The organism is Enterococcus sp. AZ084, assembly GCF_051714905.1.
In the GTDB taxonomy this organism is placed as follows: domain Bacteria; phylum Bacillota; class Bacilli; order Lactobacillales; family Enterococcaceae; genus Enterococcus_B; species Enterococcus_B pernyi.
In genome coordinates, this window is record NZ_JBIOSS010000001.1 from 387,590 (window position 1) to 414,525 (window position 26,936).

Genomic DNA, 26,936 nt, shown 5'->3' on the forward strand with positions numbered 1-26,936 from the left:
AAAGAAGGAGCTACAAATGAAATTACAAAATAGAACACTTAAGAAACTATCGATTTTGATTCTTTTGGTAGTTGGTGTTATTTCTTCCTTTTTATATGTAACATCACGATTTGATTCGCTAAATAAATTTAATCCTCTAGTAAAAATGCAAGTTGGATACGCAATTGTACCTGAAAAAGTGACATACAATGGTGGAAAAGAATATGCTGATGATGGAAAGCGTCAAATACCAGATGATTATGAGAATATTGAAGTAATAAATTCAACTACTATGAAAATTGAAAAATTAACATTTAAAGGTGGGCAAGCTCCAGAAAATCATAATTATGTTAAAGTTCGTTATAAAGGAAGCTATGTATACAAAATAACGTTTATAACAGATGATTCAGTCCCTAGCGATGTGATGAAAGTAATAAGAAAAAATAAAACCGCTGAATAACAAAAATTGGTAAAAAACTAAATTCAGAAATTAAACTAAGACATAAAAAAAGGAATCCGTTTCGGTGGCGAAGCCAAACAGAAACGGATTCCTTTTTTTGATGACATATAGCCCCATATTCTAACAGGGGGCTAACAAGTAACAGGGAACTGTCTCAACTACCCTATTGAGGCTGATATAACTGTCTATTAAAAATTTCAAAGTTCCTTTCTTTGAACGCCTATGTTCTCATCTATTTACTATAAGATATAAATATCCTTTTTATCTATATCAGAAAAATATTCACTCTGTAAACCTGAATTTGATTTACAATGCTCTAAATAAAATTCCATATTTCCCTAATTGACTTTGCTTTTCTTTGGATTGTTCCTGGGCTAATTGTTTATTAGTTTCATGGAGTTCTGCTTCTAAATGATAAGCGGCATACGATCATGGACAGGTGAAGCCGATTCGTTGGGTTTTGTGGTTATAATAATTGATTCCATTTCAAATCCTGCACCGGTCTTATGTGTCATTTTTCTAGATAAATAGAATGAATTTTCAGCGATAAGTGACAAATAATTAGAAAAAATTGTGCCAATTAACCATAAAAATTACAAATGATATACTAGTGTCTATCTAGGGTACACCCTAAACAGACATGTTGATAGCAATCTATACTTATTTCAATCAATAGTTTCTGTTTTAAGGCGCTAATCCATTGATTGAAACTTTCTCCACGCTCTTTTTTATTTCTAAACCCCAGATTTTAATGTTATCGGTAACATGTTTGTACCTGTTTACTCTTGTTTTTGTAAGCGTTACAATTCTTTAAGAATAGGACAAAACAAATGGAGGATCATATGGAGAAAAAATGGTGGCATCAATCAGTTGTATATCAAGTGTATCCACGTAGTTTTCAAGATACGAATGGAGATGGAATCGGTGATTTAAGAGGGATTATTTCAAGATTAGATTATTTAACCTATTTAGGGATCGATACGATTTGGCTTTCCCCAGTCTATGAATCACCAAATGATGACAATGGCTATGACATCAGCGATTATGAAGCAATCATGGCTGAATTTGGGACGATGGCTGAAATGGACGAACTGATTGAGGAAGCGAAGAAATCAGGCATCAAAATCATTTTGGATCTAGTCGTCAATCACACTTCTGATGAACATCCATGGTTTATCGAATCACGAAAAAGCAAAGACAATCCATATCGAGATTATTATATCTGGCGTGATCCAGTAAATGGTGACGTGCCTAATTCACTACGTTCGATCTTTAGTGGACCGGCTTGGGAATTTGATGAAACGACAGGTCAATATTATTTGCATCTATACAGCAAGAAACAACCTGATTTGAATTGGGAGAACGAGCTGGTCAGACAAGAAGTTTATGATATGATGAATTTTTGGATCGACAAAGGAATTGGTGGATTCCGTATGGACGTCATTGATACGATCGGCAAACTTCCGGATCAAGAAATTACCAATAATGGTCCTCGACTCCATGAATATTTACAAGAAATGAATCAAGCAACTTTTGGAGATAAAGATTTGATGACGGTAGGAGAAACTTGGGGCGCAACGACAGAAATCGCGAAGCTTTATTCTGACCCCAAACGAAATGAGCTATCCATGATCTTCCAATTTGAACATATGACTTTGGACCAGCAAGCAGGCAAGGATAAATGGGATCTAAAAGCTTTAGATGTTTCTGAACTGAAACAAGTTTTGTCAAAATGGCAGACAGCGTTAGGTGATGAAGGATGGAACAGCTTGTTTTGGAATAATCATGATTTGCCGAGAATCGTTTCACGTTGGGGGAATGATCAAGAATACCGCGTGGAAAGTGCAAAGATGTTTGCTATTTTACTCCACATGATGAAGGGGACTCCTTACATTTATCAAGGAGAAGAACTAGGTATGACGAATGCTCCGATCCAGGACATTTCAGAAGCCCAAGACATCGAAACAATCAATATGTATCATGAGCGTTTCGCATCTGGCTATCGTAAAGAAGAGATCTTGCAGTCTATCAATGCCAAAGGGCGTGACAATGCGCGTACACCAATGCAATGGGATAACACAGCACAGGGCGGATTTACGACAGGAACGCCTTGGCTATCCGTCAATCCAAACTACAAAACGATCAATGCAAAACAAGCAGTCGCAGATCCCTCTTCGATTTTCCATACGTACAAACGTTTGATTGAGTTACGCAAACACAATGAGATCATCGTTTGGGGAGAATATGAATTGTTGGCAGAAACGTCAGCTGAGGTTTTTGCTTATTATCGTACACTCAATGAAGAACGTTGGCTAGTTGTGTGTAACCTATCCGAGCAAACACATGGATTGACTATTCCACAAGAAGCAACGGAACTGATCATTGCCAACTATGACCGAGAAGTACCTATGGGAGAAGTTGAATTACGTCCTTATGAAGCGTTTGTGGTGAAAATTAGATAATGAGTGATAGAAGTGCTTAGCTCCGACAAATAAGCGTGAAATACCAGAAATTGTTCTTGGAATTTTTGAGATTTACGCTTATTTCACTAGTAGTTATTTCTGGAACATCGTTCATTCGGTTTAAGTGTGCAAGATTCCTAATATCTTCCAGCCTATTGTTGCATTCTTTAAGATAGGCTGGAAAATATTGTATAAAAAGCTATGTTTCTTTCTTTTTGATCAGTCAATTAAATCAAAGGATAAAGCCTACATTAACAAGAAGTATAAGACAAAATTCAATAAATTCACGCTTGTTGACGTACGCTTTTATGTACGTTATACTTAATAATAATAAAGAAGGATGTGAATAGAGATGGAAGTAATTACACCAACGAAGGCTCGAAATAATTTGTATAGCTTGATTAAGCATGTTGTGGCGGACAATCAACCGGTTGAAATTATCAATACTAAAAGTGAAGATGAAAGTGTAGTAATTATTAGTAAGGCAGATTGGAATGCAATTCAGGAAACGCTGTATTTACAAAATACAGGGGTACTTAATCAGATTAAGCACTACGAAGAGGAAGAAACGGAAGAGTTAGGTGAGATTGATTGGGATACCTTATAGACATTAAAAAAAATGCAAAAAAAGATTTTACTAAACTTAAAAGTGCAGGGTTACATAAAAAGTTTGATGAATTACTCAAGGTCATTCGAAAGAATCCTTTTCAGTCACCGCCACCGTATGAAAAACTAGTAGGAATTCCGTATTACTCAAGAAGAATCAACATTCAGCATAGACTAGTTTATAGTGTGGACATTGAGAGGGAAATAGTAACAATTCTTTCCGTCTGGTCTCATTATGAGCGTGGGTTGTTTTAAAGTGCGTAAACTGAATTGCTCATTTCATGATATATGACTGTTTAGACACTACAGTGGAAATTTGCCCTTAGTTATTTTACACATTCTAAAACTGAATAGATGCTTCTACATATCATTGTATTTTTATAGGTGATCATTTGAACTACATATGAATGCTATCCTCCTCTTTGACAAATCAACTAAATCATACTATGATATGTACGCTAACAGGAGGTGTAAAAATGGGGAAATCAATTGAACGTTCGTTAGAAGAATGTCTTTTTTTTAGTGTGAAGAAGCTCGATCGAGTATTGAACAAATTAGCTGATGAAGCTTTCAAGAAAACGGGACTTGCACCTACTTATGGATTTATCTTACTGATTTTGAAAGAAAAAAACGGTATTCCTCAAAAAGATATCGCGCAGATGTTGTATTCAGCGCCTTCAACGATTGCACGTTTCGTAGAAAAATTAGAATATAAAGGCTATGTCAAAACGGTTACAGAAGGACGGTTATCTTTGGTATTTTTAACTGATGAAGGTCGTGAATTTGTCAAAGAGATCGACAGTAGTTGGGATGAGTTGCACCACGCATATAAAGTTGTTTTAGGTGCTGCCGAGAGCGAGCGGCTTTCTCAAGAGCTGAATGAAGCGACCAATAAATTACAAAAAAAATAAAATTTTTTAAACATAACAGTTGCATGTACAACTAATCGTATGGTTAAATAAATACGAGAAAAAATAAGTGACATTCGTCATATTGGAGGAAGAAGAATGGCAAAATTCAATGAATCAATCACATTTCCATCAGGTAGTGAGCTGAAAAATCGGTTGATGCTATCACCAATGACTACAGAACTTAGCTTTTTTAATGGGGTAATCACAAAAGACGAGATCGAATATTATGCACAACGCTCAAAAGGATTAGGAGCAGTGATCACTGGTGCAGCAAATGTGCAAGACATCGGTAAAGGTTGGCCAGGGGAATTGAGTATCGCCCATGATGAAATGCTTCCTCGTCTAAGCGAGTTAGCACAAGCCATTCAAGGCGAAGGCGCCAAGGCAATCGTGCAGATCTTCCATGGCGGTCGTATGACAAGCCGTGCGACATTATCAGGAGAACAAACAGTATCTGCTAGTGCGATTCCGGCAGAACGTCCAGATGCCGAAACACCTCGGGCATTAAGTGATGAAGAAGTTAGTGAAACGATCCAAGCATTTGGCGAAGCAACACGCAGAGCCATTGAAGCAGGATTTGACGGAGTAGAATTACATGGTGCGAATACTTACTTGATCCAACAATTTTTTTCTCCTCATTCGAACCGTAGAGAAGATCAATGGGGTGGTTCTTTAGAGAAACGTTATCATTTTATTGAAGAATTATTGAAATCTGTCTTCCAAGCAGTTGAAACACACGCAACCAAACCATTTATTGTTGGCTATCGTTTTTCACCAGAAGAATTTGAAACACCAGGTATCCGTTTTGAAGAAACGATTTGGTTGATGGAACAATTACGTGAAACGAAATTAGACTATCTGCATGTTTCATTGAATACCTATGATCGTGTGGCTCGTTCTGAAATGTATAATGAAAAATCAATTCTTGCATACGTCCATGAAGCGATTCAAGGAAAAATCCCGCTAGTCGGTGTCGGGAATGTCCGTAACCGTAAAGATGTCGAGTCTGTGTTAGCTCATGCGGAACTCGTAGCAGTAGGTCAACAAATGTTGGTAGATCCTGAATGGGCGGTCAAATTAATAGAAGGTCGAGATGCTGAATTTGTGACGAAACCTTTTTCTGAAGCATACAAAGACTTGTATTTACCAAGTCCGTTGTATAATTTTCTTGATCAACGCTATGGATCAACCATCAATATCTAAGAAAGAAGCTGAAAAAATGAAAGTTTTGATTGTTTTGACAAATGTAGAAAAATACGACAATATCGAGCGTCCAACAGGGTTATGGTTAAGTGAATTGACTCATTTTTATGATGTATTAGTCAAAAACAAGATCGAAGCTGATTTTGTTAGCCCGAATGGCGGATACGTACCATTGGAACCAAAAAGTATATTAGATATGGACCAAGTGGATTGGACCTATTACCAAGATGAAGATTTTCGTAACCGTGCATTAGGACAAACGTTACGTCCTGATGAGGTGGAACCGAAAGAGTATACGGCGATTTATTATGCCGGTGGTCATGGAACGATGTGGGATTTCCCCGGATCAGAAAAATTAGCAGAGATTGGTTCTGCGATCTACAAAAATAATGGGATCGTATCAGCGGTTTGTCATGGTGTCGTAGGCTTATTACCTGTCGTTGATGAAAATGGACAGTCCATTTTAGCTGGACGTAAAGTGACTGGCTTTAGTAATGAAGAAGAGGAATTAAACGGAACAACGAATAACGTACCATTCCTGACCGAAGATTCATTGAAGGAAAAAGGGGCCGATTATCAGGCAGGGAAAGCTTTTACTGAAGTTGTTCATGCAGATGGGCGTTTATTAACAGGACAAAACCCACAGTCTGCACATTTATTAGGAGAAAAAGTCGTTGCTGAATTGACGAAATAACGTGGAGTTTGGAGAGGAAATCAATGATGGAAACACGGACCTTGAACAACGGATTGACAATTCCTGTACTTGGATTTGGTGTCTTTCAAATCTGGGATCAAGAAGAATGTGAGCAAGTCGTTTTAGAAGCGCTGAATGCTGGCTATCGTCTGATTGATACTGCGGCTGTTTATTACAATGAAGAAGCCGTTGGTCGAGCAATCAAAAAAAGTGGGATTCCAAGAGAAGAGATCACTATTACAACCAAGTTATGGGTCACTGATGCTTCTTACGAGGGCGCATACAAAGCGTATGAACGTTCTTTACAAAAATTAGGGGTAGACTATATTGATATTTTCTTGATCCATCAACCTTACAATGATTATTATGGTGCATGGCGTGCCATGGAAGAACTCTATGATGCAGGCAAAGTAAAGGCGATCGGAGTCTCCAATTTTTCAACAGGTCGTTTGACTGATTTGATTTTGAATCATCGGATCAAACCAGTGATTAACCAAATCGAACAACATCCATACCGTCAACAAAAACAACAAAGAGAAACAGCCACGCATTTTGATGTCGTGACTGAAGCATGGAGTCCCTTTAACCAAGGAAAAGATGGGATCTTTGATGAACCAGTTTTAAAAGAATTAGCTGAAAAATACCATAAAACTGTCCCACAAATCATCCTACGTTGGCAAACACAACTAGGGATCATCACGATCCCTAAGTCTGTCCATGTGGATCGTATGAAGCAAAATATCGCCATTTTTGATTTCCGATTAACAGAAGAAGAATTAAATTTGATTGAACAGCTCGATCAAGCACCAGAGTCAACCGGACCTCGTGAACATCGAACCTTAGTTGAAAATCTGCATAATATCTCCATTGATCAAGCGGATCAATAAGGGATACGTGGACCCATTGACAATAAGTCATATAGATACGATGGTACTTCTCATAAGAAATAGGTGAAAAAATTCGTAGTTTGCCAAGTGAGTTTGATAAATGGAGTGAAGTTGATTTTCTCTACTATGGATTTGATTTTCATAGTATACTAAGAGACAGAAACATTGGTAGAACAAGGAGAGAGAACCGATGGATAATACAGCTCTTGCAAGGTTTATTACCTCACTAGGTAGTCTAAATAATTACGGTAGTACGGTTTTACAAACGAAAAAAGCACTTGATCAAAAATCGACGAAACCTTTGCGACAAAACAAAGACGATATCGCAATTTTTACAGATGCGTTAAAAGGAATCGATGTAATAAAAAAAATAGGATTCTCTACGGATGGGATCATTGCAGTAAATACACAGTTTGATTCACCATCAAATGAACAACCGGGTTTGCCCGGACATTTGAGAAATGCTTATTATAATGAAGAAGATCGCATCGCTATTATTATCGATCAACAAAGTCAGGAAGCATATTTGCCACCGGAGATCGTTACGCGAGTCGATATTGATCAAATCGTAGAAACATTCAAGAAGTCGAAAAAGGAAGAAATAGATGCTTGGCGTGTGTTTGCACGATTATCAAAACTTCAAGCATTCCAAGATGGTAACAAGCGAACTGCGTTAATTGCAGCTAACTCGGCCTATGGAACATTTGAAAATGAAAATTACCTCACTCTTCCTTTCAATGATTTAGATCGAGTGGAATTTACATTGAATTTGATGCGTTATTACCAAGCAAAGACACCAACAGAGGAAGAAAAAGCGTTTGAACGTATGTTAGACACACTACCATTACCTAAAGAAAGAGAACTGGCATTACATGCACCTATTCAAGAAAATAAAAATTTTGATGCGAGTACGTATCGCATCAAAGAGCAATTGAGCAAGCCAGATATAGAAAGAGAATAAAGATGTGAATAGAGACTTGTAGTAATCCAAAAGAGTTTTTGGCCTTACTACAGGTCTTTGTTTATTCACAATAAATAGAGGAGCCAACTTTGATTTGTATAAGTGTGATATCCATAGAATAGGAGGATAGATTACCTTGCACGATTAAAAAGATTTTCATCAGTGTGGATCTAGTAACGTAGATTTTAGAAAAGTTTCCACCAACTTTTGAATTTCTCTTTGTCTGAAAAAAGGAATTTCTAAGTACAGCACCCTATTATCTAAACACCACTGTCTCTTTATTTCCATATTTCTTAGTATATTTTGAAAACGTTTAGTAGTAGCTCTTTTCTTGAAGTAGTGATGAACACCATGATATTCAATAAAGTACCATTGATTATTTTGTTGAAATGAAAGATCAATTCTTAAAGGACGATTCTCGACTGTAGTAAGATTTTTGAACGTTCGCTCTCGATAATACTGAATATTCTTAGAGTTAAGTATTTGAGCAATAAGTTGTATCTGCCAGCTAGGTTGTGAGTGTAATAGTGGAAATTGTTTATACATTTTTTGTGCATCAGGATGATAAGACGTACCCACAATAAAAACTTTTTTCTTTTGACCATTGATATGAATAGAGGAATTCGTATGGATATGGAGCCTATCCTGATAATAATAAGGGAGGTACCAATCATAAATTTTTTTCATGACTTTCCCGTTTTTTAAAAAAGCAACGGTTACGATGTTGAAATTTTCTTTGATATACACTAGTTCATTCATAAGCAATCAACTCTTTCTTATACATATATTTGTGGATTTCTCTGCTAAAAGTAGTGATCTGTAATAGGAGGTACTTATGGAATACTTAAGGCGGAGAGAACAAACTAATGCCATAGCTCCTCAACAGATGAAATTTATTTCTATGTAAACATGGTAAACATGCAATCGTTTTTTCTATTTTGCTTCGTCAAAAAATGTCTTCTTTTTGTATATTATATATATACGCAAAACAAACTAAAATCAATTTTTCACCTTATTGCTCAAGTAAAAGTACTATTTTTACAAGTGAGAAAAACGCTATTATAAAAGTAACTTCTGAGGGAAATAAGTCGGAATATTAGAAATTACTGGAGCGGATTTTTGCAAGTCTAAGCTCTTTTCTAAAATCTCCAACTCCAAGAAGTAATTTTAGTTAAATAGTGGATAGATCAAAAAAGTTGCTAAAAATTAATCACCAAAAACTATTGAATTTAGAAATAAACATGTCACCTAAACTGAAATTAGAAAAACTCAACAAATTATATCTGAAAAAGTAAGATAGACAGCAAAGAGGTAGTTAAGAAAATCAACTACTGATTTTTGCATCATTTCTCTTTTATGAGTTTTATATAATCAAATATATGATGATATTGAAATATTTTGAGTTTGTTTCACTCAATAGGAGGAGATAATATGAAAACAAAAGAGAAGGCAAAAAAAGGAAGAATACAAGTCGGAATTGATAAAGAGCTAAAAGAAAACGCAGAACAAATATTAGAAGAACTTGGTTTGAATGCGACAACAGCAATTACCATTTTATATAAGCAAGTTGTATCAAGAGGTGAGTTTCCAATAGAAATAAAATTGAATGAAGAAGAAAGACAAGCAATCAAGCTGCGCCAATTAACACAAAGTATGCCTGTTCAATTGCTTGATACAGATGAAAAGCTAAATGAGTGGCTAAATGAATACGAATGAAATAGTAACAGTTTATGTGACTTACACTGACAAATAAGGTGGAAAGAAAAGACCTATATTGGTTATATAAGATAAAAATGATTGTATTGAATTTTTTAGTATCACTAGTCAATATGAACATAAGTCAAAAAAGATAAAACAAGTATATTTTCCTATCAAAGATTGGAAAAAGTCAGTTCTACATAAAGCTTCATGGATAGACGTTGGTATATTAAGAGCAATACCTAAAGGAAATGAAAAAATAAAATACGCTAAGGTAGGTATGCTAACGAAAGAAGATGGCGCTCGATTGATGGAATTCATCAAAAACTTACAACAAAACGAGAAGTTGTAACAGAAGTGCTCAACTCCGAGAAATAAGCGTGAAACCCGAAAATTGTTCTTCAAATTTTGGGGTTTCACGTTTATTTCTGTAGGAGCTACTTTTGGAACATCATTTATTCGGTTTTAAGGTATACAAGGTGACTAATGTCCCAGAATTTTTTCTACTAAAGCAGCTGAGCTAGGGAATATCACAAAAGAAAGTATAATAATAAGTGAGAGGAAACACGATTGACCCAGCGCCTTCAGATGGCTATTCTTCTAGTAGAATTAACGAAAATAAATAAAAATAATTGATATAAAATAAACGAATAAAAAATAGGATGAATATCGTTTATAATGCAAGCGTATTATATATATGCTTACATATTTACTTTTTAGAGAGGTCTCTATCTACATAAATAATCAAATAAAGAAGGAATAGCTATGGAATATGAGGTTGAAGTCAGCCAGGCAATTCGAAATGTATTTACGGCGAATCAATCAAAAAAGTATCAAGAAATAATTATCTATAAAGTACATGAGTATTTGACGCACGATTTTTATCGAATCAAACCCGTTGAGATGTCTGTAAAAGAATCGATTTATGAAATGAAAATCCATTTAGGAAAGGAAAATTTCCGTATTGCTTTTAGGGTAAATGAGAAGAAGGTTCAGGTTTTTTATATTAGTCAAACGTTGAAAAAAGAACGATTTGATCAAGAAGTGAATAAAATAGTTGTTCGATCAAACAAAAAACACTGAGTGACTAAATCTATGATAAAGGTAGAGAAATAGTAAAATGAACATGATCTATAAAAAGCAATTAAAACAATTTTTGAAAAGAAACGTTAAGTCAGAGGACTGTGTCACTTTAAAAATCCTTACCTTCAAAAAAGATCGCTCGATACGCATCACGTATGATCAAGCACGATATAGTATTGTCGAAGATGGGTTTGAAAGGAGACAGTATCAGTTTGACTCTTCAGATGAAGTAATAAAAAAGGTGATGAAACTAGCAGATATCGAATTTAGGAAGAGCCACAGACTTTATACGCAATTAAAGAAAGAATAAAATCTATAGTAGGTAGAAGCAATCAGCAGAATATGAATAAAGCAATTGACACGCTGTTTATACTCGCTGTTTCCTTTACTGATTGAAACGTTTTCTAAGAAATGATACTCTAAGGATAACAGATGAAAAAGAGGAGAATAACATATGAGGATCGTAATCGTCGGTGGCTCATTTGCGGGCATTCAGACAGCTATTTCTTTGCGCAACGACTGTCCAGAAAGTGAGATAATCATTATTGAGAAGCAAGCGCGGATAGGCTTTATTCCGAATAGTGTCAATTTGATCTTAAAAGGGGAATTTCATGAAGAAGCCCATCATTATTGGATCACTAAAGAGCAATTGACTCAAGAACATCAGATAGAAGTATGGGTAGAAACAGAAGTGACTGCGCTAAACAGCGATAAAAACCAAATCCAATTAAATGATGGGGAAATATTGTCTTTCGATTATCTTGTGATTGCGACAGGCTCACAACAACGCTTCCGTTTTAGTACACAAGAAAACGACACGATTTGGACAATCAAAGATCCTAAAACTTCGCAACAATTCCAACAACGTATTGGAAATGCAAAAAAAATCGCAGTGGTCGGTGCAGGGCAAGTTGGCTTGGAACTCATCGAAGGATTAGCGAACCTAGGAAAAGAACTTCATCTGTACGAAAGCCAATCGACAGTTTTATTCCGATATTTTGATCCAGAGATGATCAAGCCGTTGTATCGCGAGCTGAACAATCGAGGTATTCGATATTTCTTGAATGAACAAGTACAAGAAATCATTGAAGCAGAACAAACAAAGATCTTCACGGAAAAAAGAAGTGAGACGTATGATTTAGTCTTGTTAGCAAATTACACCCGACCAGATAATCAATTATGGGAAGAATCCTTGCGACTGAATGATGATGGGACGATCTGGGTAAATGACTACCTGCAAACATCCCAGGAAAATATTTATGCGATCGGCGATGCCATCCAAGTAACCTATCGACCAACGCAAGAAAAGATGTACGTGTCTTTAGTCAATAATGCGATTCGAACGGCGAAGATCGCCAGTAAAAATATCAGTGGGCAACAAAAGAAGGATTTAGGTACGTATCGTCCAATTGGTAATCACTGGTTTGGACATTATTTTGGGAGTGTCGGTTTGACAGAAAGCGAAAGTATCTTTTATGCTGGAGAAATCAACACACAATATTTAACCACCAGAGCTTCTGCTGCGAATCAGGAGTTGATCCAAATAAAAGTGCTATTGACGGAAGAAGGAAAACTGATTGGCGCGCAATGTCATAGCCAAGCAGTGATTTTCTATCTTTTAGACCGACTGACTTTAGCAGTTGAGGAAGGATGGACACTCGCAGATCTGGAAGCGCGCGAATTCTTCTTTCAACCAGAGTATCGAGCGCCAACAGCTCTTGTAAAGGTGGTTGATTCTTTCGATGAAGATTGAAGAATTTTTAGAAAAAAAAGAGCAAATCCAAATTGAGATTTTACGAATGCTTGTATTAGAAGGTGGTTCCGCTTCAATCAATGAGTTGCGCTCCTCTGTGAAATTATCAAAATCTGCCTTCGACCAATATATCGAAGACCTTGGATTGATCGGTCGTATGATGAAAACAAAGATTTCTGTCCGAAAAAATGAATTTCAAGTCGTCCTTGAATTAGATGAGCATACGAGTTTAGAAAAAATCATGCTTTTTTTGGTACAACAAAGCGTGAAATATCAGATCTTGACGTATCTTCTTGAACACCAACAAGCTTCAAGTGTTCGTTTGGCAACAGCTTTTACGATCAGTGAATCCTCTGTCTTTAGAAAAACCAAAGAATTGAATCAGCTATTGAAAGAGTTCTCTCTACAGATAAAGAATGGACAAATCCAAGGAGAAGAGCTCCAGATCCGTTATTTTTATTATTCCTTATTTCAATTTTTCCCAGAGTCACAAAGACCACAGTATTTACAAGATACTCCAGATAAACGTCCGTTGATAGTAGGATTGGCGCATGTGTTGAATACAACTTTTTCCCCACAATCATCGACAAAAATTGCGACATGGATCGGTATTACACGGAAAAGGTTACTGTCAGATAAGATGAAGTTTTCTGGTACAAAAGAGAAAAAAGAAATATATCAAGAAGATCAACTGTACCAGACCATCCATCCGGTGATTTCCTTATATCTTAGTCGAACAGCAGCTGATGTGACGGCGTATGAGTCGATGATGTTTTATAGTTTTCTCGTTACTTTCTCGGTACTGGAGGAAGAGACATTTTATCAATACGAGTTGACTCGTAGCAAAAAGTTACCTACAGCGGTGTTGGATACGTATATTCGAGAAACGATGCTGTGGCATTATCGACCAAGGCGTCTAAAAATCAAGGAAGAGAAAACAATTGGGTATCACTTGGCACAAATCAATAATGAGTTATACTTTTTTTCTGGCTATTTAACCATCTATGATCCGCCACACTTACTCATCCAACAACAACGCATGTTGGGTGATTCGTTGACGCAATTACTTGAACGATTGAAAAAAACGACAGTCGAACAGCTTCCTATGAAAAAACTGACCAATCAAGTTTTGGATAATCTGATGAGTCAATACGCGAATATTTTGATGATGATCGATTTCTATATTGAAAAATCTGTGGTTATTGGCATCGATCTACAATCCTTACCGATCTATCGGGTTGCTTTCCAACAGTTCTTGATTCGAGAGTTAAAGGGGATCAGCGGGATCGTGATCGAAGAAGTCCAACCAGAAAAAAGTTATGATTTTGTGATCACCTTCAATCAGGATAAAAAAGGTCAAGAGTACTATTATCTATCGGAGTTTGCTTCAAGTTATGATATTTTAAGGTTAAAGCAAAAAATCGAGCAAGAAAAAAAAGCCAAAAATTAAAAAACTGTCAAAAAAAAAGTGAATTGCTATTTTTTTGGCAGTTTCTATTCCATAAATGGGTGTACCATAAAAGTAGTTAAAGAAAGCGTTTGCAGAAAAATGGAGGAGATCATAATGACAGAATCTACGTATATCATGGCGATTGACCAAGGGACAACAAGCTCACGAGCGATTATCTTTGATAAAAAAGGAAGACACATCGGTAGTTCGCAAAAGGAATTCACACAATATTTTCCCCGGGAAAGCTGGGTAGAACATGATGCGAATGAAATCTGGAACTCCGTACAATCAGTTATCGCAGGTGCATTCATTGAATCTGGTATCAAGCCAACACAAATCGCCGGTATTGGTATCACGAATCAACGTGAAACAACAGTGATTTGGGAAAAAGATACAGGACGTCCGATTTATCATGCTGTAGTTTGGCAATCGCGTCAATCAGCTGGTATTGCTAACAAATTAAAAGAAGACGGACACCAAGAGTTTTTCCATGAAAAAACTGGTTTAGTCATTGATGCGTATTTCTCTGCTACTAAGATTCGCTGGATCTTAGACCATGTAGAAGGTGCACAAGAGCGAGCAGAAAAAGGCGAATTGATGTTTGGAACGATCGATTCTTGGCTTGTTTGGAAATTGACAGATGGGCAAGCACATGTAACCGATTACTCGAATGCGAGTCGTACAATGTTGTTCAATATCCATGAATTGGATTGGGATCAAGAAATCTTAGATCTACTGAATATTCCACGAGTGATGTTACCGAAAGTAACCTCAAATTCAGAGGTTTACGGTTATACACAAGGGTATCACTTCTATGGTAGTGAAGCGCCGATTTCTGGTATGGCAGGAGACCAACAAGCAGCATTATTCGGTCAAATGGCTTTTGAGCCAGGAATGGTCAAAAATACGTATGGTACAGGTTCATTTATTGTGATGAACACGGGTGAAAAACCACAATTATCTAAAAACAATTTGTTGACGACGATTGGTTACGGAATAAATGGAAAGGTTTACTATGCGCTAGAAGGGAGTATCTTCGTTGCCGGTTCTTCCATCCAATGGTTGCGTGACGGTCTGCAAATGCTACAAAAAGCGAGTGATTCAGAAGATGCAGCGAAGCGTTCAACTAGTGATGACGAAGTTTACGTTGTACCTGCTTTTGTTGGACTTGGCGCTCCTTACTGGGATCAAGCAGCACGTGGTTCTATGTTTGGTCTTACTCGAGGAACAACGAAAGAGGATATCATCAAGGCGACATTACAATCCATTGCCTACCAAGTTCGAGATATCATCGATACGATGCAAGATGATACAGGCATCCAGATTCCTGTGTTAAAAGTTGATGGAGGTGCAGCCAATAATGAATACTTGATGCAGTTCCAAACAGATATCTTGAATGTACCGATCCAACGTGCCGGTAACTTGGAGACCACTGCATTAGGTGCTGCCTTTCTTGCAGGATTAGCAGTTGGTTATTGGAAAGATACGGATGAAATTCGTGAGTTTTATGAAGCTGGTAAAATCTTCGAGGCGGAAATGCCAGAAGAGCGTAGAGAAAAACTTTACACTGGTTGGAAAAAAGCAGTGAAAGCAACTCAAGCATTTGAGTAAAGGGAGGGAACACAAGATGTTTTCAAAAAAAACAAGACAAGATAACATTGACCACATGAAACAAGAAGAATTAGATCTTTTGATTATCGGGGGCGGAATCACTGGTGCAGGTGTAGCAATCCAAGCAGCAGCTTCAGGTATTAAAACCGGTTTGATCGAAATGCAGGATTTTGCAGAAGGAACTTCTTCACGCTCAACCAAGTTAGTTCATGGGGGGATTCGTTACCTAAAAACGTTTGACGTTGAAGTGGTCGCAGATACAGTAGGCGAACGTGCAGTGGTACAACAAGTGGCACCGCATATCCCTAAACCAGATCCAATGTTATTGCCGATTTATGAAGGAGAAGGCGCAACGACATTCAATATGTTTTCTGTAAAAGTAGCGATGGATCTTTATGATAAATTAGCAAAAGTAACTGGAACGAAGTATGAAAACTATACGTTGACACCTGAAGAAGTTCTTGAACGTGAGCCGTTTCTTAAAAAAGATGGGTTAACAGGTGCTGGTGTTTACTTGGATTTCCGGAATAATGATTCCCGTTTAGTGATCGATAATATCAAAAAAGCGGCAGAAGACGGAGCATATCTGGTCAGCAAAATGAAAGCTACCGGTTTTATCTATGAAGGTGACCAGATCATCGGAGTCAAAGCGCGTGATTTGTTAAGTGATGAAGTCATTGAGATCCGAGCAAAAGTAGTGATCAACACAAGTGGACCATGGGTGGACAAGATCCGCAACCTGAACTTCAAGCGCGCGATCTCACCAAAAATGCGTCCGACAAAAGGCGTCCATTTAGTAGTCGATGCGAAGAAATTGCCTGTGCCACAGCCTACTTATTTCGATACAGGAAAACAAGATGGTCGGATGGTCTTTGCGATTCCTCGTGAAAACAAAACGTATTTTGGAACAACAGATACCGATTACCAAGGCGATTTTACAGACCCTCAAGTAACACAGGAAGATGTGGATTACTTATTAGACGTGATCAATCATCGTTATCCAGAAGCAAATATCACTTTGGCTGATATCGAATCAAGTTGGGCAGGATTACGTCCGTTATTGATCGGCAACGCCGGTTCTGACTACAACGGTGGTGACAACGGTTCAATCTCTGATAAGAGCTTCCGTCAAGTCGTTGATACGGTAACGGATTACAAAGAAAGTAAGGTATCACGAGTAGAAGTCGAAGATGTGTTGAATCATTTAGAAAGTAGTCGTGATGAAAAAGCACCATCCACTGTTTCTCGCGGTAGTTCATTAGAACGTGAACCAGATGGACTAGTTACTTTATCTGGTGGTAAAATCACCGATTATCGCAAAATGGCAGAAGGTGCGATGAAATTGATCCGTCAACTGTTACAAGAAGAGTATGGTGTAACTGTAAAAGAGATTGATTCCAAGACTTATTCGATCTCAGGTGGCGATTTTGATCCGACGAAACAAGAAGAAATGGTCGAAGAATATACAAAAATCGGTGTGGAAGCAGGTCTTGATGAAAAAGATGCTGCATATATCGCAGATTTCTATGGAACAAATGCGAAACACATCTTTGAATTAGCAAAAGAAATGAATCCTTACCCAGGATTGACTTTGGCAGAATCTGCGCGTTTGCGTTACGGATTAGAAAACGAAATGGTCTTAGTTCCAGGTGACTATTTGATTCGCCGTACCAACCATCTACTTTTTGAAAGAGATCAGTTAGATGCCATCAAACAACCAATCATTGATGCGATTGCTTCATACTTTGATTGGACAGACGAAGAGAAAGAACGTGAAACGCAACATTTAGAGCAACTGATCGCTGAGTCAGACTTACGTGACCTGAAAGGAGAAAAATAAAATGAATGCAGACATGACCCAAATCATGGGGGAATTTATTGGAACGATGATTTTGATCCTTTTAGGGGACGGCGTATGTGCGGCAGTTAATTTAAACAAAAGTAAAGCACAAGCCTCCGGTTGGATCGTCATTGCATTTGGTTGGGCAATGGCTGTGACGATGGCAGTATTTATTTCAGGATTCATGGGACCCGCTCATTTAAATCCTGCGGTAACACTTGGGATGGCAATGACAGGTGCGATCGGTTGGAATTTGGTTTTCCCATTCATCATCGCGCAATTACTAGGTGCGATCGTTGGCGCGGTACTTGTTTGGTTATCTTATTTGCCACATTGGTCAGCGACAAAGGATCAAGGGGCAATCTTAGGAACCTTTGCAACTGGACCAGCTATCCGCAACTATCCTGCTAACTTTATTACAGAGTTGATCGGTACGTTCGTTTTAGTCTTAGGACTATTGGCATTTGGCCAAACAGAATTTGCGGGTGGAACAAATGTCTTTGCTGTTGGAGGATTGATTTTAGCTATCGGGTTATCACTAGGTGGTTCCACAGGATATGCGATCAATCCAGCTCGTGACTTAGGTCCACGTATCGCTCATGCGATTTTACCAATCGCTAATAAAGGTGGTTCTGACTGGGGTTATTCATGGGTACCGATTGCAGGACCAATGGTTGGTGCAATCGTCGCAGTAGGTATGTACACGTTGATGGTTTAATGAAATAAATTTTCTATATTAAAATAAATGGTTCTCTTGGTCGTTATTCACAAACCAAGAGAACCATTTTTAATTGATCAGTCAAGTCGTAACAACAAGAGAGTCGATAAACTTACATCAAGCTTTGATAGATGTCAATGATCTCTGACACGTTCGTTTCTCTTGGATTTCCTGGGGTACAGACATCATTGAACGCATCTTCAGCAATTTTTGCAATATCCGCTTCTTTGACACCTAGTTCGGAGATCGTCGCAGGGATGCCAACTTTTTTCGACAAAGCATCAATCGCTTCGCAAGCGGCATCACGAATGTCCTCGATGGAACGAGATTCTGCGTCTTTGATGTTCAGCGCCTTCGCGATTTCTCGATATTTATTGCCTGTAAACTCTTTATTGTATTTCATGACGGTTGGTAATAAGGCAGCGCAAGCGACGCCGTGGGGGATGTCATACCATGCGGATAATGGATGCGCCATCCCATGGACAAGTCCTAACCCGACATTTGAAAAACCCATTCCTGCAAGGTACTGTCCTAAAGCCATATCTTCTCGACCTTTTGGATCACCATTCACGGAATCGGCTAAACTACGACCGATGATCTCAATGGCTTTGAGATGGAACATATCACTCATTTCCCATGCACCTTTCGTGATCAATCCCTCGATAGCATGAGTCATCGCATCCATCCCAGTTGCCGCACACAAGGCTTTCGGCATGCCCATCATCAAATCACTGTCAACAAAAGCAACAATTGGAATATCATGAGGATCCACACATACAAATTTACGAGAACGCTCTTTGTCAGTAATCACATAGTTGATCGTGACTTCAGCGGCCGTACCAGAAGTCGTCGGAACAGCTAAGATCGGCAAGCTTGGATGTTTTGTATCTGCCACACCTTCTAGACTACGGACATCAGAAAACTCTGGATTCGTTACGATGATTCCAATGGCTTTGGCTGTGTCGATCGGCGAACCTCCGCCAATTGCCAGGATCACATCCGCTTTTGCTTCTTGAACGAAAGCCACGCCCTCTTTGACATTCTCGATCGTTGGATTAGGTACGATACCGTCGTAGATTTCATAAGCAATCTCTGCCTCATCTAATAAGATGGTGACTTTTGCTACGACACCGATTTTATGCAGCTCTTTATCGGTGATCACCACTGCTTTTTTGAAATTTCTGGCATGAAATTCCGTTGGGATAGCTGCAATAGCCCCTTTTCCATGATAGGATGTTTCATTTAAAATCATTCGATTTGCCATTTGGTTTACTCTCCTTTAGGTTGGTCGGTTTCAGAAATTGTATATTCTGGTGGATACCGCAGTTTTTTGAAATAATAGGTGCGATCTTTTTTATTGAATGTCCGCACCACATGGCAAGGATTTCCTACTGCTAAAGAATTAGCTGGAATATCCTTCGTGACGACACTTCCTGCCCCAATCACTACATGATCACCGATTGTCACCCCGGGCAGTATGGATGTATTTGCTCCGATCCAGACGTTGTCGCCGATCGTAACAGGCGCCCCAAATTCTGCTTGGTGCTCTTGTCGTAAAACAGGATCTAAGGCATGGCCGGCTGTGTAGATCCCAACATTTGGAGCAAGTAAGACATCCTTACCAATCGTGATCGGAGCAACATCAAGTAACGTGCAATTATTATTGGCTAAAAAGTTTTCTCCAACGGTGATGTTGATTCCATAGTCGCAATGAAAGGGTTGTTCAACAAAGAGTTCATTACCTGTTTGCTTGAACATTTTTTTGATCAATTGCTGACGTTCAGATAATTTTCGAGGATGGATATGATTGAATTCATAAAGGAGATCTCTCGTGACCAAACGAAGCTGCAATAATTCTTCATCTTGACGATAGACCTCACCAGCAATCATTTTTTCGACATTGGATTTCATTTTGCACCTCACGATTGTTAATCGTTCAAATAGCCAGCACGTGGGACAACTCCAAACGCATCAGCAAGTAATTTCAAATTATCATCTTCTAGCGTCTGCTTGATGCCACCTTGTGCCATGACGATCGTATAGACTTGGGCAGCTTTTTCAGCTGTTTCAATCAAACCAAATGTTTCATCCATATCTTTTCCAGAACCATAGATCCCATGTTGTGGCCAAACGACTAAACGGGTTTCTTTCATTTTTGCAGCAGTTGCTTCGCCGATTTCATTCGAACCAGGAACTAACCATGGAATGACCGAAATGCCTTCTGGAAAGACAACTAAGCACTCTGTACACATTTGCCATAATGTACGAGTCAATTCGCGTTCAGAAAGTGGATGGCTAAAAGTCATGGCTAACAAGTGTGTTGCATGACAATGCATGACGATGCGGTTATCTGGATCGACACTTAATCGAGCGATATGGCTCATGAAATGACTTGGTAACTCAGAAGTCGGAACAGCATCAGGGGCTAATCCCCACAAAATGTCGATCGCATGACCATCTTCGGTCACACGGATCAATCCAAGATTTTCTTCTGGCTCTGCCTGTACATTTTTAAAATATTTTCCAGACCCTGTCACTAAGAAATACCTTCCGGCTAATTCTTGGGCATCAAATGGCAACGGCAGTGTTCGTAAAACTTTCGTAGGGTCGATAAAAGGTAAGACTTGCGCTTCTTCTAATAAATAGGTGATATTCCCACCATTACGTTCATCCCATCCTAGGCGGTACATATTGGTTGTTGCTTGAATCATCTCTTGTACAAATGAAGCAGTGAGCATCGCTAATTTTTTCACGAGTGAGACCTCTTTTCTTTTTCTGATGAATAGAAAGAACATGTAGTATGTGGTTATTTTGTAAATCAACAGAAAGAACCTCAAAATCAGTTAGACGGATTCTCGAAAGCTTCTGTTGATAGGTGAGGGGCATTTTTACAACTTGATAGATAGTGTTCATGAAGCAACACTTCGGTCATAAGCCAGAAAAATCAAAAATGAACCAGCCATTTTCGATTTTCTATCTTACTGCTCAGGTCAGAGCGCTTCTTTCACGACCTTGATAAACGGTGTTCAAGAAGCAACACTTCGGTCATAAGCCAGAAAAATAAAAAATGAAACAGCCATTTTCGATTTTCCTGTCTTATGCCTTAGTGCTGAACGCTTCTTTCACAACCTGTGATAAACGGTGTTCGAAAGCCAGCTCCTTCAATATTAAGTCAAAAAACGAAAAAATATGAGGAACTATTTTCTCGATTTCCGTCTTAATACTCGGAGCTGAACGGCTTTCTCACAACCTTGATAAACGGTGTTCAAGAAGCTGACCTTCAACATTAAGCTAAAAAATCATAAAATATGAGGAGCTATTTTTTGATTTTCTATCTTACTGCTCAGGTCAGAACGCTTCTTTCACGACCTAATAAACGGTGTTCAAGAAGCAACACTTCGGGCATAAGTCAGAAAAATCAAAAATGAAACAGCCATTTTCGATTTTCCTGTCTTATGCCTTAGTGCTGAACGCTTCTTTCACAACCTCTTACTTTGTACGTCTTTTTCATATTGTAGGACTTCTTGGTACCAGTCCATGCCTACTGGGACGTTGTTGATTTCACAGAAGTAATTCCAAACGTCGGCGTATGGGAAGTCTTTTAATTCTTCAGTGAAGGCTAAGCGTTTGGTGAAGTCGAAGTTTAGTTCGGCTTCTTTTAATTCTTCGATTGGTTCAAGCATGGCTTTTAACAATGCCTTTTGCGTATTTCTTGTGCCGATTGCCCAAGCGGCGATTCGGTTGATGGTGGCATCGAAGAAGTCGAGACCGATCGCTGTTTTTCCGAGTAAGTCATTGCGGACTAATTCTTTGCCGATTTCTTGTAATTCATCATCCATGATCACAACATGGTCTGAATCCCAACGCACAGGACGAGAGACGTGAAGCATGATCCCTTTTGAGAATAAGGCTAAAGACGAAAGTTTGTTGGAGATGACTTCAGTTGGATGGAAGTGTCCTGCGTCTAGGCAAATCAATTTGTTACGTGTCAATCCATAGCCCATATAAAATTCGTGTGAACCTACTGTGTAAGCTTCGGCACCAAGTCCGAATAGTTTGGATTCTACGGCATCTTGTGTATATTCTTCGTTGAGATCTTCTGAGAAAATCTCATCTAAAGATTCCATCAACCGTTGGCGTGGAGATAGGCGGTCGATTGGATTGTCTTTCATTCCATCAGGCATCCAAAAATTATCGATACATGTTTGTCCGATTTCTTTTCCCATATACTCGGCGATTTTACGAGCGCGTTTCCCATGTTCGATCCAGTAATCCCGTACTTCTTTGTCTGGATGAGCAAGTGTCAAGCCATCTTTCATCATTGGGTGAGAGAAGAAGGTTGGGTTGAAATCAAGACCGATCCCTTGTTCTTTTGCCCATGCGACCCATTTCTCGAAATGTTTTGGCTCGATCTCATTTAAATCGACCGGTTCGTCTGTATCTAGATACATGGCATGTAAATTCAATTTATGATTCCCAGGAATCAATGAGAAAGCTTTTTCTAAATCTTGGCGTAATTGGTCCGGCGTATGTGCGGCTCCAGGATAGTTTCCTGTAGCCATGATGCCGCCAGTCAGTTCTCCATCTGGTGTCAAAAATCCTTTGACATCATCGCCTTGCCAACAATGCATCGAAATCTTCACTTCTGCGAGTTTCTGCAAGACCTCCTCAGTATCGACACCGATACTCGCATATTTTGCTTTGGCTTCTTCATAACGTTCTTTGACATTCATCATATTGAATCTCTCCTTTTATATTAAAAATTCTTTATATCTAGCAAGTGCTTGTGTCATTTCCTCGGTATGTCGAGGGTGAAAAGTGGTTAATGAAACAGAATCTCTGATTGCTTCACGCGCCAGTTGCAACGTACCGTAGCCGTTCGTTGCAATCATTTGGACCATTAGATTGCCAATAGCGGTCGCTTCATCTGGGCCTGCTTCGACTTCGATATTGCAAATATCGGCTGTCAGCTGATTAAGGAAGGTGTTATTTGAACCCCCACCGACGATGTGTAAATGATGAAATTCTTTTCCGGTGATCCGTGCTAAGTTTTCTAGTTCGACAGCGTAGCATAGAGCTAAATTGTCATAGATACAGCGAGCCAGCTGACCAGGGGTTTGAGGGATAGATTGGTTTGTTTCTTTACAATAATCTTGTAATTCTTGAATCATATTTTGGGGATTCAAGAAACGTGGGTCGTTGACGTTGATCAATTGTTGGAAAGGCGCTTCCTGTGCTGCCAGTTCTGCCAATTCAGCAAAACTATAGGCACCATCTTGCAAACGAGCAACTTCTTGGATCAACCACATACCCATGATATTTTTTAAGAAGCGAATGGTTCCTTGCACACCCCATTCATTTGTAAAGTTAGCGTCAAATGCTTCTTTTGTTGAAATGCCTTCAGGAATCTCTACACCCATCAACGACCAAGTGCCTGAACTGATGTATGCCCAATCTTTGCCAGTCGCGGGTGTGCCGACAACTGCTGAAGCAGTGTCGTGAGAAGCAATCGTAATAAAGGTCGCTTTTGGCAGATCATAGGTCGGGAATTGGGCAGTTTGTAATTCGCCTAGAATCTGTCCAGGCTCGGTGATTCGTGGGAAAAGGGCAGTATCGATGCCTAAAACAGCTAAAATATCAGGGTCCCATTTCCGAGTTTCTAAGTTCAGAAGCTGCATAGTAGATGCATTAGTCTTTTCAGTGACTGCTTCTCCAGTGAAGAGGTAACCGAGTAGATCAGGCATCAATAGCAAGCGATGGGCATTTGTTAAAGTTTCTTTTTCTTCAACAAGTAATTGAAACACCGTGTTGAATGGTTGCAGTTGGATACCTGTTTTTTGGTAAAGTTCATCTAGTGGCATGTTTTGTTCAAATTGTGGGATGGCATCTTTCGTTCGCTCATCACGATAGCTCGTCGGGGCGTCGATCAAATGACCATCAACATCAAGCAAGCCATAATCGACACCCCAAGTATCGATGCCGACATAACATTCTGCGATACCTTGTTGCTTGGCTTTTTCCAAACCTTTTAAGATTTCAGTGACTAGGTGTGTGAGCGGCCACTTTGCGACACCATCGATTTTTTCAAATCCATTTTTGAAGCGATGGACTTCCTGTAAGTCAAAACGGCCTAATTCATTAAGATTGGCATGGATCAAGCGACCACTTGAAGCGCCAATATCGATAGCAAGATAATTCATCAAAATTCCTCCAATTTGTTTTTGCTTGAATCAACGAAAACTAGACTTCATTTGGGAGTGGCTTCTTTTTAAAAGTAAGGAGAAGAAAAAGAATACCTAAAACGGTCATCAAAATGCAGCCATTGATAAAAATATTTTGTAAAGCATCAGAACCGATACCGAACCTTTCCAGAAGTTGATGTCCATAGGGTGAAACAAAGTTACCGATATTTGCTAGAACGAGAATAAAGGAAGTGGTACTTGCTTTTGCTGCCTGCGGAACTGAACGAGTAGCATCATTGAAGATGTAAGGAACGAACAGAGCAAAGGCGATACCGTTCAGTGCAGCCCCTATACCGATCATAAATAAATGATTGGCTGTCAAGATGAGGAATAAGCTTGCTGCCATGATGAAAAAAGAAATAGGCAACGTCCATCGTTTCAATCCTTTGTAAATCAACCCGAATAAGAAACCAGCAACCATGTTAGCAATCTGCATAAAAGAAAGAACCGTTCCGGCATCTGATTCTGTTCCTAGATTTTCAGTCACGATGAAGGTCGAAAGCTTAACGACAACGATCATGTAGAAAATACAGAGAAAGAAGATCAAAATGCCATACATGAGAGTGGTCGGACGGAGTGTTCCTTTTTCTGATGTTGCTTTTTTAGAAGCGAAGTTTTCTTTTTTCTGGGGTGGTTCAGGGACGAAAGCCATAAATAAGAAGATGATCGGAATGGTGATCAAGTAAACTAAGAACGCTTTTTGCCAGCCAAAAGTGAGGAGACGTCCGGCAGTGAAGGTCATGACTGCAGCTCCTAAACCTTGAAAGGCGGATTGGAAGCCAATCAATGTGGCAGCTTCTTCGCCTTCAAAAAATTCGCTGATCATACTGACTGCCAACGAGTTGAAGAGACCAAAGCCAGCACCTAATGCTGCGCGGGAGATCATCAATAAATAGAAGTTGGCAGTGAAGACAGGTAACACGCCAGCAACTCCAGCAAGCAACAACCCAAGTAAGACAGTTTGTTTCTGTCCGATGGCTTTGGCAATCAAACTACTCAAAGCAATAAAAATCACAACAGTTAGTTGAGGAATGGTCATCAGTAGTTCGACGGATGAAGCCGATTGATCATTGAAGTAGCCTAACATCATCGGTAAAGCGGATGCGATAGCAGTATTTGACGTTAAAACTAAGGAAATGGATAACAGCGACAGTTTCATCAACCAAGTCTTTCTCATAGCTTGTTCCTCCAGATGAAGATGTATTTGTTGCACTCATCATATCTTGTAACCCTTTTCACAACAATGTCAGTATGTTACTATATTGGTGTCAAATTTACATATCAAGGGGGAGTAAAACGATGAATCCGTTTGTACAAAAGATCTTTCTGCCGTATACACCCGAAGAGTTAGAACAGCGAAAGACGGGGCAATGGATCAAGGAATTTGAAGGAGAAAACTTAGACGAACAAGACCAGCAATTCAAATTAGACGATCACCATCTTTTTCAAGAAAATAATATTTTGATTCGCCAACATCGACGCTTCGCTCATTATCCACTACATTCCCACCATTTTTTAGAATTCAATTATATGTATTGCGGTACTTCAGAACAGATCGTCAACGGTCTGCCAATCACTTTGAAAGAAGGACAATTATTACTTTTAGATACAAACAGTCGCCATGAGCTGATGCCTTTGGGTGAAAAAGATATTTTACTGAATTTCTTATTCAAAACAAATGATATCAATATCAATCTTCTGAAAAAAATCGATAATCGTAGTGGGGGTTTGACGTATAATTTTTTGATGAATGCCATTTTAGAACCCGGCTATAATGAAACACATCTTTTGTTACACTTAGCTAAAGAACCAGAGATCCAAGTCACGTTGGATCAGATGATCCTCGAATATTTTTCAAAAAAACATCTGGGAAATGAAATCATGAACGCTTTTTCACAAGTGTTATTTTTACAGCTTTCTAGAGTCTATCACTCACAATTAGCAAAGATCTACAAAAAAGATGGACAAAGCAACTTGATGATCAAAATTTTACAACGGATCGAAAGTGACTATCGAACATTGAACCTAAAAACATTGGCAGATGAGTTAGGGTATAATCCCAATTATCTGTCTAATTTGATCAAGCAACAGACAGGCAAATCCTTCAAACAATTGATTACGAATCAACGATTACATGAAGCACAGGATCTAATTTTATCTACCCGTTTCTCGATTGAGGAGATTGCGGCCAGTGTAGGTTTTTCCAATAAGACACATTTTTACAAAAAATATCGAGAATATTTTGGGGATACGCCAATCGCCATTCGCAAACAGCGTTGAGGACGTGGGCGATACATAAAAAAACAACTGCGAAGGGAGTGGGACATTAGTTCTCCCTCCACCTATAACCGAATAAACGACGGGAACAGAAGTAACCT

Annotated in this window: 25 protein-coding genes and 1 pseudogene; 18 read left to right on the forward strand and 8 right to left on the reverse strand. The window is 38.8% G+C overall.

Features of this window, described 5'->3' with window-relative positions; all coding sequences use genetic code 11:
- Positions 1-16 precede the first annotated feature (16 nt).
- Positions 17-439 (forward strand): hypothetical protein, encoded by a 423-nt coding sequence (locus IGI79_RS01850; RefSeq protein ID WP_065096980.1) that lies wholly within the window; start codon positions 17-19, stop codon positions 437-439.
- A 410-nt stretch (positions 440-849) separates the two neighbouring features.
- Here the strand turns inward: IGI79_RS01850 and IGI79_RS01855 are convergent.
- Positions 850-948 (reverse strand): annotated as a pseudogene (locus IGI79_RS01855) (SOS response-associated peptidase); the annotation flags it as partial.
- A 333-nt stretch (positions 949-1,281) separates the two neighbouring features.
- Here IGI79_RS01855 and IGI79_RS01860 point away from each other — a divergent pair.
- The 8 genes from IGI79_RS01860 (at position 1,282) to IGI79_RS01895 (ending at position 8,163) form a co-directional block, all read left to right on the forward strand.
- The gene (locus tag IGI79_RS01860; protein ID WP_438845641.1) at positions 1,282-2,901 is read left to right on the forward strand and encodes a glycoside hydrolase family 13 protein; all 1,620 of its coding nucleotides are present in this window, start codon (positions 1,282-1,284) and stop codon (positions 2,899-2,901) included.
- A gap of 352 nt (positions 2,902-3,253) precedes the next feature.
- On the forward strand, positions 3,254-3,508 hold the full coding sequence (locus tag IGI79_RS01865; RefSeq protein ID WP_071866575.1) for a type II toxin-antitoxin system Phd/YefM family antitoxin: 255 nt from the start codon (positions 3,254-3,256) through the stop codon (positions 3,506-3,508).
- Positions 3,493-3,762: a Txe/YoeB family addiction module toxin gene (locus IGI79_RS01870; RefSeq protein WP_430604338.1), complete on the forward strand. Its 270-nt coding sequence runs from the start codon at positions 3,493-3,495 to the stop codon at positions 3,760-3,762. The genes IGI79_RS01865 and IGI79_RS01870 overlap by 16 nt, the downstream gene beginning before the upstream one ends.
- Positions 3,763-3,983: 221 nt before the next feature.
- Positions 3,984-4,418 carry a MarR family winged helix-turn-helix transcriptional regulator gene (locus IGI79_RS01875; protein ID WP_010736432.1) on the forward strand — a complete coding sequence of 145 codons (435 nt, stop codon included), beginning with the start codon at positions 3,984-3,986 and terminating at the stop codon, positions 4,416-4,418.
- 96 nt (positions 4,419-4,514) lie between these two features.
- Positions 4,515-5,621 (forward strand): NADH-dependent flavin oxidoreductase, encoded by a 1,107-nt coding sequence (locus IGI79_RS01880; protein ID WP_438845642.1) that lies wholly within the window; start codon positions 4,515-4,517, stop codon positions 5,619-5,621.
- Positions 5,622-5,637: 16 nt separating this feature from the next.
- Positions 5,638-6,315, forward strand: a complete 678-nt coding sequence (locus tag IGI79_RS01885) for a type 1 glutamine amidotransferase domain-containing protein (RefSeq protein ID WP_438845643.1) — start codon at positions 5,638-5,640, stop codon at positions 6,313-6,315.
- A gap of 26 nt (positions 6,316-6,341) precedes the next feature.
- Positions 6,342-7,202, forward strand: a complete 861-nt coding sequence (locus tag IGI79_RS01890; protein ID WP_108145528.1) for an aldo/keto reductase — start codon at positions 6,342-6,344, stop codon at positions 7,200-7,202.
- A gap of 190 nt (positions 7,203-7,392) precedes the next feature.
- Complete coding sequence (locus tag IGI79_RS01895) at positions 7,393-8,163, forward strand: Fic family protein (RefSeq protein WP_438845644.1); 771 nt, start codon at positions 7,393-7,395, stop codon at positions 8,161-8,163.
- 159 nt (positions 8,164-8,322) lie between these two features.
- Here the strand turns inward: IGI79_RS01895 and IGI79_RS01900 are convergent, their stop codons facing one another.
- Entirely contained in the window at positions 8,323-8,922 is a 600-nt protein-coding gene (locus IGI79_RS01900) for a hypothetical protein (RefSeq protein ID WP_438845645.1), read from the reverse strand.
- Between the two features lie 672 nt (positions 8,923-9,594).
- Between IGI79_RS01900 and IGI79_RS01905 the strand changes: the two genes are divergently transcribed.
- The 8 genes from IGI79_RS01905 to IGI79_RS01940 all read left to right on the forward strand — a co-directional run bounded on the left by IGI79_RS01905 (position 9,595) and on the right by IGI79_RS01940 (position 18,316).
- Complete coding sequence (locus IGI79_RS01905; protein ID WP_019722538.1) at positions 9,595-9,879, forward strand: type II toxin-antitoxin system RelB/DinJ family antitoxin; 285 nt, start codon at positions 9,595-9,597, stop codon at positions 9,877-9,879.
- 747 nt (positions 9,880-10,626) lie between these two features.
- A complete protein-coding gene (locus tag IGI79_RS01910; RefSeq protein WP_438845646.1) occupies positions 10,627-10,944 on the forward strand; it encodes a hypothetical protein in 318 nt (105 codons plus the stop codon).
- Positions 10,945-10,981: 37 nt separating this feature from the next.
- On the forward strand, positions 10,982-11,254 hold the full coding sequence (locus IGI79_RS01915) for a hypothetical protein (RefSeq protein ID WP_438845647.1): 273 nt from the start codon (positions 10,982-10,984) through the stop codon (positions 11,252-11,254).
- 144 nt (positions 11,255-11,398) lie between these two features.
- On the forward strand, positions 11,399-12,697 hold the full coding sequence (locus IGI79_RS01920) for an NAD(P)/FAD-dependent oxidoreductase (protein WP_438845648.1): 1,299 nt from the start codon (positions 11,399-11,401) through the stop codon (positions 12,695-12,697).
- Entirely contained in the window at positions 12,687-14,147 is a 1,461-nt protein-coding gene (locus tag IGI79_RS01925; RefSeq protein ID WP_438845649.1) for a helix-turn-helix domain-containing protein, read from the forward strand. The genes IGI79_RS01920 and IGI79_RS01925 overlap by 11 nt, the downstream gene beginning before the upstream one ends.
- A 114-nt stretch (positions 14,148-14,261) precedes the next feature.
- Positions 14,262-15,758, forward strand: coding sequence for a glycerol kinase GlpK (gene glpK / locus IGI79_RS01930; RefSeq protein ID WP_034690589.1), 1,497 nt, complete (start codon positions 14,262-14,264; stop codon positions 15,756-15,758).
- 16 nt (positions 15,759-15,774) lie between these two features.
- On the forward strand, positions 15,775-17,598 hold the full coding sequence (gene glpO / locus IGI79_RS01935; protein ID WP_438845650.1) for a type 1 glycerol-3-phosphate oxidase: 1,824 nt from the start codon (positions 15,775-15,777) through the stop codon (positions 17,596-17,598).
- Between the two features lies 1 nt (position 17,599).
- Positions 17,600-18,316: an MIP/aquaporin family protein gene (locus IGI79_RS01940; RefSeq protein ID WP_010736418.1), complete on the forward strand. Its 717-nt coding sequence runs from the start codon at positions 17,600-17,602 to the stop codon at positions 18,314-18,316.
- Positions 18,317-18,428: 112 nt separating this feature from the next.
- Here the strand turns inward: IGI79_RS01940 and fucO are convergent, their stop codons facing one another.
- The 6 genes from fucO to IGI79_RS01970 form a co-directional block, all read right to left on the reverse strand.
- Positions 18,429-19,580, reverse strand: a complete 1,152-nt coding sequence (gene fucO / locus IGI79_RS01945) for a lactaldehyde reductase (RefSeq protein ID WP_438845651.1) — start codon at positions 19,578-19,580, stop codon at positions 18,429-18,431.
- A 5-nt stretch (positions 19,581-19,585) separates the two neighbouring features.
- Positions 19,586-20,227 (reverse strand): sugar O-acetyltransferase, encoded by a 642-nt coding sequence (locus IGI79_RS01950; RefSeq protein WP_438845652.1) that lies wholly within the window; start codon positions 20,225-20,227, stop codon positions 19,586-19,588.
- Between the two features lie 17 nt (positions 20,228-20,244).
- Positions 20,245-21,069: a rhamnulose-1-phosphate aldolase gene (gene rhaD / locus IGI79_RS01955; protein WP_438845653.1), complete on the reverse strand. Its 825-nt coding sequence runs from the start codon at positions 21,067-21,069 to the stop codon at positions 20,245-20,247.
- Positions 21,070-21,795: 726 nt separating this feature from the next.
- Positions 21,796-23,052, reverse strand: coding sequence for an L-rhamnose isomerase (gene rhaA / locus IGI79_RS01960; RefSeq protein WP_066026605.1), 1,257 nt, complete (start codon positions 23,050-23,052; stop codon positions 21,796-21,798).
- Positions 23,053-23,067: 15 nt separating this feature from the next.
- Entirely contained in the window at positions 23,068-24,516 is a 1,449-nt protein-coding gene (gene rhaB, locus IGI79_RS01965) for a rhamnulokinase (RefSeq protein WP_438845654.1), read from the reverse strand.
- A gap of 40 nt (positions 24,517-24,556) precedes the next feature.
- Positions 24,557-25,735: an MFS transporter gene (locus tag IGI79_RS01970; protein ID WP_438845655.1), complete on the reverse strand. Its 1,179-nt coding sequence runs from the start codon at positions 25,733-25,735 to the stop codon at positions 24,557-24,559.
- Positions 25,736-25,857: 122 nt separating this feature from the next.
- Here IGI79_RS01970 and IGI79_RS01975 point away from each other — a divergent pair, with 122 nt between their 5' ends.
- Entirely contained in the window at positions 25,858-26,838 is a 981-nt protein-coding gene (locus IGI79_RS01975; protein ID WP_065096350.1) for an AraC family transcriptional regulator, read from the forward strand.
- The last annotated feature ends 98 nt before the right edge of the window (positions 26,839-26,936 follow it).

Bases quoted from the DNA above. Each gene is read 5' to 3' on its own strand.
- fucO (WP_438845651.1), bottom strand. From the start codon at position 19,580: ATGGCAAATCGAATGATTTTAAATGAAACATCCTATCATGGAAAAGGG.
- rhaA (WP_066026605.1), bottom strand. From the start codon at position 23,052: ATGATGAATGTCAAAGAACGTTATGAAGAAGCCAAAGCAAAATATGCG.
- IGI79_RS01910 (WP_438845646.1), top strand. From the start codon at position 10,627: ATGGAATATGAGGTTGAAGTCAGCCAGGCAATTCGAAATGTATTTACG.
- IGI79_RS01850 (WP_065096980.1), top strand. From the start codon at position 17: ATGAAATTACAAAATAGAACACTTAAGAAACTATCGATTTTGATTCTT.
- glpO (WP_438845650.1), top strand. From the start codon at position 15,775: ATGTTTTCAAAAAAAACAAGACAAGATAACATTGACCACATGAAACAA.
- IGI79_RS01920 (WP_438845648.1), top strand. From the start codon at position 11,399: ATGAGGATCGTAATCGTCGGTGGCTCATTTGCGGGCATTCAGACAGCT.
- IGI79_RS01900 (WP_438845645.1), bottom strand. From the start codon at position 8,922: ATGAATGAACTAGTGTATATCAAAGAAAATTTCAACATCGTAACCGTT.
- IGI79_RS01925 (WP_438845649.1), top strand. From the start codon at position 12,687: ATGAAGATTGAAGAATTTTTAGAAAAAAAAGAGCAAATCCAAATTGAG.
- IGI79_RS01895 (WP_438845644.1), top strand. From the start codon at position 7,393: ATGGATAATACAGCTCTTGCAAGGTTTATTACCTCACTAGGTAGTCTA.
- IGI79_RS01875 (WP_010736432.1), top strand. From the start codon at position 3,984: ATGGGGAAATCAATTGAACGTTCGTTAGAAGAATGTCTTTTTTTTAGT.
- IGI79_RS01940 (WP_010736418.1), top strand. From the start codon at position 17,600: ATGAATGCAGACATGACCCAAATCATGGGGGAATTTATTGGAACGATG.
- IGI79_RS01905 (WP_019722538.1), top strand. From the start codon at position 9,595: ATGAAAACAAAAGAGAAGGCAAAAAAAGGAAGAATACAAGTCGGAATT.
- IGI79_RS01970 (WP_438845655.1), bottom strand. From the start codon at position 25,735: ATGAGAAAGACTTGGTTGATGAAACTGTCGCTGTTATCCATTTCCTTA.
- IGI79_RS01915 (WP_438845647.1), top strand. From the start codon at position 10,982: ATGAACATGATCTATAAAAAGCAATTAAAACAATTTTTGAAAAGAAAC.
- IGI79_RS01880 (WP_438845642.1), top strand. From the start codon at position 4,515: ATGGCAAAATTCAATGAATCAATCACATTTCCATCAGGTAGTGAGCTG.
- glpK (WP_034690589.1), top strand. From the start codon at position 14,262: ATGACAGAATCTACGTATATCATGGCGATTGACCAAGGGACAACAAGC.
- IGI79_RS01860 (WP_438845641.1), top strand. From the start codon at position 1,282: ATGGAGAAAAAATGGTGGCATCAATCAGTTGTATATCAAGTGTATCCA.
- IGI79_RS01950 (WP_438845652.1), bottom strand. From the start codon at position 20,227: ATGAAATCCAATGTCGAAAAAATGATTGCTGGTGAGGTCTATCGTCAA.
- IGI79_RS01975 (WP_065096350.1), top strand. From the start codon at position 25,858: ATGAATCCGTTTGTACAAAAGATCTTTCTGCCGTATACACCCGAAGAG.
- IGI79_RS01865 (WP_071866575.1), top strand. From the start codon at position 3,254: ATGGAAGTAATTACACCAACGAAGGCTCGAAATAATTTGTATAGCTTG.
- IGI79_RS01890 (WP_108145528.1), top strand. From the start codon at position 6,342: ATGGAAACACGGACCTTGAACAACGGATTGACAATTCCTGTACTTGGA.
- rhaB (WP_438845654.1), bottom strand. From the start codon at position 24,516: ATGAATTATCTTGCTATCGATATTGGCGCTTCAAGTGGTCGCTTGATC.
- IGI79_RS01885 (WP_438845643.1), top strand. From the start codon at position 5,638: ATGAAAGTTTTGATTGTTTTGACAAATGTAGAAAAATACGACAATATC.